This is a genomic window from Paenisporosarcina quisquiliarum, from assembly GCF_043641925.1.
GTDB lineage: Bacteria > Bacillota > Bacilli > Bacillales_A > Planococcaceae > Paenisporosarcina > Paenisporosarcina quisquiliarum_A.
Genome location: NZ_JBHZRU010000021.1, coordinates 61816 through 68878, shown reverse-complemented (window position 1 = coordinate 68878; position 7063 = coordinate 61816). Strand labels below are relative to the sequence as shown.

6 protein-coding genes are annotated in these 7063 nt (G+C 41.9%); 4 read left to right on the top strand and 2 right to left on the bottom strand.

Annotated elements, in window-relative coordinates:
* Window positions 1-145 precede the first annotated feature (145 nt).
* Together ACHUE4_RS14570 and ACHUE4_RS14565 are read right to left on the bottom strand one after the other, a co-directional pair.
* Window positions 146-547, bottom strand: coding sequence for a hypothetical protein (locus ACHUE4_RS14570; RefSeq protein WP_394191312.1), 402 nt, complete (start codon window positions 545-547; stop codon window positions 146-148).
* 399 nt (window positions 548-946) lie between these two features.
* Entirely contained in the window at window positions 947-1288 is a 342-nt protein-coding gene (locus tag ACHUE4_RS14565) for a hypothetical protein (protein ID WP_394191310.1), read from the bottom strand.
* Window positions 1289-1775: 487 nt separating this feature from the next.
* Here ACHUE4_RS14565 and hutU point away from each other — a divergent pair, with 487 nt between their 5' ends.
* The 4 genes from hutU to ACHUE4_RS14545 are packed head-to-tail and all read left to right on the top strand — an operon-like array spanning window position 1776 to window position 6986.
* A complete protein-coding gene (gene hutU / locus ACHUE4_RS14560; RefSeq protein WP_394191308.1) occupies window positions 1776-3446 on the top strand; it encodes a urocanate hydratase in 1671 nt (556 codons plus the stop codon).
* The gene (gene hutI / locus ACHUE4_RS14555) at window positions 3446-4699 is read left to right on the top strand and encodes an imidazolonepropionase (RefSeq protein ID WP_394191306.1); all 1254 of its coding nucleotides are present in this window, start codon (window positions 3446-3448) and stop codon (window positions 4697-4699) included. The genes hutU and hutI overlap by 1 nt, the downstream gene beginning before the upstream one ends.
* Window positions 4700-5659, top strand: coding sequence for an agmatinase family protein (locus ACHUE4_RS14550; RefSeq protein ID WP_394191304.1), 960 nt, complete (start codon window positions 4700-4702; stop codon window positions 5657-5659). It begins immediately after the preceding gene.
* 1 nt (window position 5660) lies between these two features.
* Complete coding sequence (locus tag ACHUE4_RS14545) at window positions 5661-6986, top strand: YjiH family protein (RefSeq protein ID WP_394191302.1); 1326 nt, start codon at window positions 5661-5663, stop codon at window positions 6984-6986.
* The last annotated feature ends 77 nt before the right edge of the window (window positions 6987-7063 follow it).

Below are 7063 nucleotides of genomic sequence, written 5' to 3'. Positions count from 1 at the left end.
CTGTTTTTTTTCAACGTTCTACCTCCGTTTTTCTGAATTTCACTATAACGTATGTTACTCTTCTTCAACTAAACTGCTGCGTTAGTTCAACAAGCACAAGGCTTTACCTCTAATTGAAGTGAAGCACCCGTTAGTGAAGGAAGGATTAGCCTTCAATTAAACCTAAATAACGCATTTCTTTCCCTTTAACTACTGCAATATAGATATTTCCATTTCCAATGGATTCGTATATTTTAGTTCCGACTGTTAGTTTGGTGGCAACACCATCCGTAAATTTTTCCGCATCTTTAGTTTGTTTCTTAATTACTGCTACTTCTTTGCCTAAAGTTAGGTCCTCTTCGTTAACCCAGTCAATATCTACCGCATTTTTATATACGATTCCATTTAACAGTAAAATATCTGCATTGGTATTATCTAATAATATATCTGCAACAGTAGGGTTTTCTTTAGTGATAATTTCTTTGTGTTTTTTAATTGTCTGCTCATTACAAGAAATCAATAAAAAGGAAATAAAGAATACAGCTAAAAATAAATAAACTTTTTTCATTTAATTCCTCCAATGTTCTTCATCCGAAAATCAACTAAACAAGGTTTCACTTTATTGAACTAAACTGCCGTGTTAGTTGAATAAGAAATAATCCTCTTATTTATTATACCAATACTTTACATTTCACCCTGAAAAAATTAAAGTTTTCAGTTAATAAAAATTGATGCTGTTTGGAGGTTCTTTTAACATATCAATTAGCAAACTGATTAGCACTATTACGAGTTCCATTTTAGTGCGACCAAATAGCCTGCTAAATAATGAGTTAAAAATGGTTATATTAGATCAAGAATACCTATATATCAATAATAAAAGGACTGCCAATCCATATGAGAATTGATAGTCCTATTGTGTTGAGTTTTTAAGTTATGCACCCCTGAAGAGTCACCCTTATGATGCAATTCATCTTTTTAACTTTAAAGCACTCATCTTCAATCTGCTATTTTGAAAGAGAATCTTAAAATTGCCCCATTTCTTTGTAAAACGGACTGTTTGCTCAGTTAGCTTTCGCATATTTTGAATGGTGACTTGTGTTTTGAAGAAGTGCTGGATTCGATGTTTTAAATGCACTTCAAATAAGATGACGAGCCCAACAATGGCTAAAATACATAGACTGACAGTGATCAATACATTAAACATTCCATATACATGTGAAAAAACAAATACCCCGAAACCTGAAGTAGCTAGCAGTACCAGTACCCACATCAATAACTCTATTTTATTGGTTTTAATGAAAGCTATCATAATAATCTCCTTCCCTCACGCAATATCAACTTCCTTATTCTAGAAGTGTACGCAACGAAAGTTGTTTTTATAAGCAACATTTCATTAATTTAATAGAAATACAGACGTTGGCCAATAAGCCCGATCGGATTTAAGGTTAGAAAAAGCGATTTTTACAATCTAATTTTTTGTTTAAAGTTTTAGAATTTTTATTTTGAGACGGATTGAAGTGGAAGACGGCGACTCCTGCGGGAATAGCATGAGCTGAAGGCCCCGGAAGAACGAAGTGATGAGGAGACTGAGGCCATGCCCGCGGAACGCGTCCGTCTGAAACGGAAATCTTAATTTAAAGTAGTATCAATTCCATAGGTTTTATTGAAATAAAACATAAAATCATTTAAATTTCTATTAATTTTTACACTAAAACATAAAATCAGCATTAATTTATAAACAATTATCAGAACTTTCAATATAAAATAGAAGTATTGATAAGAGGAGGCGGACCATTATGAAAATTAAAGCATCAGAACGAGTAGTCCAATATAAAGGTACGGAACTAAATACAAAAGGATGGCAACAAGAAGCGGCACTGCGCATGTTAAGCAATAATTTACATCCAGATGTGGCAGAGCATCCAGATGACTTAGTGGTATATGGCGGAATCGGTAAAGCAGCACGTAACTGGGAGAGCTACGATGCAATCGTGCGTTCATTAAAAGAATTAGAAAACGACGAAACGTTGCTTGTGCAATCTGGAAAACCAGTGGCGATTTTTAAAACACATACAGATGCACCACGTGTGTTAATTGCGAATTCAAATCTTGTGCCTGCTTATGCAAACTGGGAGACTTTCCACGAGTTAGATAAGAAGGGCTTAATGATGTACGGCCAAATGACGGCAGGAAGCTGGATTTACATTGGTTCTCAAGGGATTGTTCAAGGAACGTATGAAACGTTTGCAGAACTTGCAAAGCAACATTTCGGCGAATCATTAAAAGGAACAATCACATTAACAGCCGGTCTTGGTGGAATGGGTGGTGCTCAACCACTAGCTGTTACAATGGCTGGCGGCGTATGTATCGGAATTGAAGTAGATGAAACGCGGATCGATCGACGTATTGAAACCCGTTATACGGATGTGAAAACAGATTCACTTGATGAAGCGATTCGTTTAGCTGAAGAGGCGAAAACGGAAGGGAAAGCGCTATCGATTGGTTTGCTTGGAAATGCGGCAGAAATTTTACCAGCAATGATTGCACGCGGGTTTATTCCTGATGTGTTAACCGACCAAACGTCTGCGCATGATCCATTGAATGGCTATGTGCCAGCTGGTTACTCACTAGAGGAGGCGGCAAAACTTCGTTCGGAAAACCCAGCGGAATATGTAAAGCTTTCGAAAGCTTCTATGGCAACTCACGTGTCTGCAATGGTTGAGATGATGGACAAAGGTGCGATTACGTTTGACTACGGAAACAATATTCGCCAAGTGGCAAAAGACGAAGGTGTTGAACGCGCATTCGATTTCCCTGGGTTTGTTCCAGCATACATCCGTCCACAATTCTGCGAAGGAAAAGGACCTTTCCGCTGGGTAGCGCTATCTGGTGACCCTGAAGATATTCGTAAAACGGACGAAGTGATTTTACGTAAATTTAGTTACAATACCCATTTATGTAACTGGATTAAAATGGCGCAAGAGAAAATTCAATTTCAAGGACTCCCTTCTCGTATTTGTTGGTTAGGATACGGCGAGCGTGCTCGTTTCGGGAAAATCATTAACGACATGGTCGCAAGTGGGGAATTAAGTGCACCAATCGTTATCGGTCGTGATCACTTAGATTCAGGTTCTGTAGCATCGCCAAACCGTGAAACAGAAGCGATGAAAGATGGATCGGACGCGGTTGCTGACTGGCCAATTTTGAATGCGATGGTGAACGCTGTAGGTGGTGCGACATGGGTGTCAGTTCATCACGGCGGTGGCGTTGGAATGGGCTATTCCATTCACGCAGGTATGGTTATTTTAGCTGATGGAACGAAAGAAGCAGAAGCTCGTTTAGAGCGCGTCTTGACGACGGATCCAGGAATGGGAATTGTCCGCCACGTAGATGCTGGGTACGATTTAGCCATCGACACAGCACGCGAAAAAGGGGTTAATATTCCAATGTTAAAGGGTGAGAAATAATGAAACCAATTTGGATTAAAAACGCAGCTCAACTTGCAACGATTTCTGGTGCCAATAAACCACGTACTCGCGAAGCGATGTCCGATTTAGGGGTAATTGAAAACGGCAGTTTGTGGATAGAGAACGGTAAGATTATGGCCGTCGGTTCAACTGCTGAACTGGAGCGTATATATGGAGAGCGTGCGAGTGAAGCGAATATAGTGGATGCTACTGGTCGATTAGTAACGCCAGGTTTAGTTGACCCGCATACGCATGTTGCGTATGGCGGAAGCCGTGAACGCGAATTTGAAATGCGTTTAGAAGGTGCAACGTATATGGATATTATGAATGCGGGTGGTGGTATTCACGCTACCACTCGTATGACTCGCGAAGCGACGGAAGATGAATTGATCGAACAAACGACACGACGTCTTGACTCATTTTTAGCACATGGTGTAACCACTGTAGAAGGAAAAAGTGGTTATGGCTTGGATTTAGAAACGGAGATTAAACAACTTCGAGTCATGAAGCGATTAAATGAAACCCATCCGATTGATTTAATTCCAACATTTATGGGTGGGCATGCAGTCCCGCGCGAATATAAAGGTCGGGAAGATGAATATATTGATGTACTGGTGAATGACATGCTTCCGAAAGTAGCGGATGAGGAACTGGCAGTATTCAATGATGTCTTTTGCGAAGTGGGCGTGTTTACGCCTGAGCAGTCGGAACGTATTTTATTGGCAGGAAAAGAACTTGGGTTAGTTCCTAAAATACATGCTGATGAAATCGAATCCTACGGTGGTGCAGAACTTGCTGCGAAAGTCGGCGCGATTTCTGCAGAGCATTTGCTGAAAGCGTCAGACGAAGGCGTTCGTTTAATGGCGGAAGCGGGCGTTATCGCGTGTTTGTTACCAGCGACAGCTTTGTACTTACGTGAAGAAGCGGCTCAAGGTCGTGCGATGATTGATGCCGGAGTTGCAGTGGCGATTTCGACCGATTGTAATCCTGGATCATCTCCAACAACATCGATGCCACTGGTTATGAATTTAGCGTGTATTTCCATGCGTCTAACTCCAGCAGAAGCACTCGTGGCAGCAACAATGAACGGTGCATGTGCCATTGGCATGGAAGAAAAAGTGGGCTCAATCGAAGTCGGCAAACAAGCAGATATCGTCATGTGGCATATTTCAAATTACCAAGAGCTTCAATACTTATTCGGCGTAAATCACGTTCAATCGGTATGGAAAAAAGGCGTTCAGGTGGTGGGTTAAATGAAGCATTTACAACAACCCGAATGGTCTTGGCGCGATAGTGAAGGCGACTTTGTCCATCAATGGGTGAAACCGTTGTCGGACAAGTCGCCGAATATGGTGTTATACGGAGCACCAATATCAAGATCATCCATCAGCGTATCCGGCGCTTCGTTATACCCATTGGAATTCCGCAAGCTCTGGAAGGGATTTGCGACCTACAATTTAGATGAAGACGTCGATTTATCGTCATATTTGGTAGCAGATGCAGGAGATATCGCGATGCACACGACGGACATTTTGCTGTCGCACCAACGTATTGAAGAAACGACCCGTGAGTTAGTCGCCAAGTACACGGATGCTACGACCTGCCTCATTGGTGGAGATCACAGTGTTACAGCATGTGCAGTTCGTGGGGTCAATAAAGCCTTCCCGGCTGAACGAATTGGTATTTTACAGTTAGATACGCATTTAGATGTCCGAGATCCTGCAGAATTAGGGCCAGCAAACGGTACGCCGATTCGTCAATTAATTGACGGGGGCATCGTGCGAGGTGAAGATGTCGTCAACATCGGATTGCACGGCTACTTTAATGCGGCACCACTCGTGGCTTATGCAAAAGAACATGGCATTCGAATGGTGACGTTACGTAAAGCGCGTGAGCTAGGGGTGGCTCAATGCGTCATGAACGACCTGGCTTTATTAGCCGAAAAAGTCGACCGGGTCTATGTCACGATTGATATGGACGTGCTGGATATCGCAGTTGCACCAGGCGTTCCAGCGTCTACACCAGGCGGCATGAATGCGGAAGAATTATTCACGAGTTTGTTGTTGATTGGCCAGCATGAATCTGTCCGTCACATCGACTTCGTTTGCCTCGACCCATCACGCGATGTGGCGACGAGTGCAACTGTGAAAACCGGCGTATACGCATGGTTGGAGTTTGTTACGGGGAGAGTTATTTCACAAAGGGGGAAATAATATGCAACAAGTGGGGGAAAGTTCAAGTATAAAGGTGGAGTCTAAAGCTCCTATGTGGAAGTTTTTCGTCTACAGTTTTATCGGTGCATTTATGTTTTTCGTACCTGTCACAATCGGCGAAAAGAATTCCATTATGCTCGACCATATTGTCACATGGATTCAAACGAACGTAACAGGGGTGTTACCTTATTACGCACTATTGTTGATTTTAGCAGGAGCGGTGTATCCGTTTGTATCAGGAACTTGGAAGAAATCAAATGTGGATATCGCGTTTTCGTTCTTTAAAGTAATCGGACTTATTGTTGGGATTATGATTGTTTTTGGATTCGGACCTGCATGGTTATTTGACCCGAGTATGGGACCGTTTTTATTCGATAAATTAGTGATATCTGTCGGTTTATTAGTACCGATTGGAGCCGTGTTCTTAGCTTTACTCGTAGGGTACGGATTACTTGAATTTATTGGCGTATTGATGCAACCAATTATGCGTCCACTTTGGAAAACGCCTGGTCGTTCGGCGATTGATGCGGTAGCCTCATTCGTAGGTTCGTATTCATTGGGATTACTGATTACGAATCGCGTGTACAAAGAGGGGAAATACTCTGCTCGTGAAGCAGCCATTATTGCTACTGGTTTCTCAACTGTATCCGCTACGTTTATGGTAATTGTTGCGAAAACGCTTGGTTTAATGGATATGTGGAATATGTACTTCTGGGTCACGCTGGTGGTCACATTCATCGTAACCGCGATTACAACTCGTATTTGGCCATTAAATCGCATCAAAGACGATTATTACGAAGGCAGTGTGCCTCAACCTGAAGCAAATCCTGAAGGCAGTCGCCTTTCAGCAGCTTGGAATGAAGCGCAAGAAACAGTTAGGCAAACACCTAGTTTAGGGAAAAACATCTGGGATAATTTCCGAGATGGTTTATTAATGGCGATGGCCATTTTACCGTCAATTCTATCCATCGGATTATTAGGATTAGTACTCGCTGAATTCACACCGGTATTTGATTGGTTAGGCTACATTTTCTATCCATTTACGTATGTCTTGCAGCTCCCTGAACCAATGCTTGTTGCTAAAGCAAGTGCACTAGGTATCGCTGAAATGTTCTTACCAGCGTTACTCGTTGTAGAATCAGGGATTATTGTGAAGTTCGTTATTGGGGTCGTATCTGTATCCTCAATCATATTCTTCTCAGCAGTCGTACCATGTATCGTGTCTACTGAAATCCCTGTCTCAATTCCAAAATTACTCGTTATATGGGTTCAACGCGTGATTCTCACGCTGATCATCGTTACCCCAATTGCATATCTGCTTTTATAAAGATTGTGTGCCACCCGCTTTTTAGGGGTGGCACTTTTCATATGGAATAAAATCTGAATATTCTTGATTTATATAAG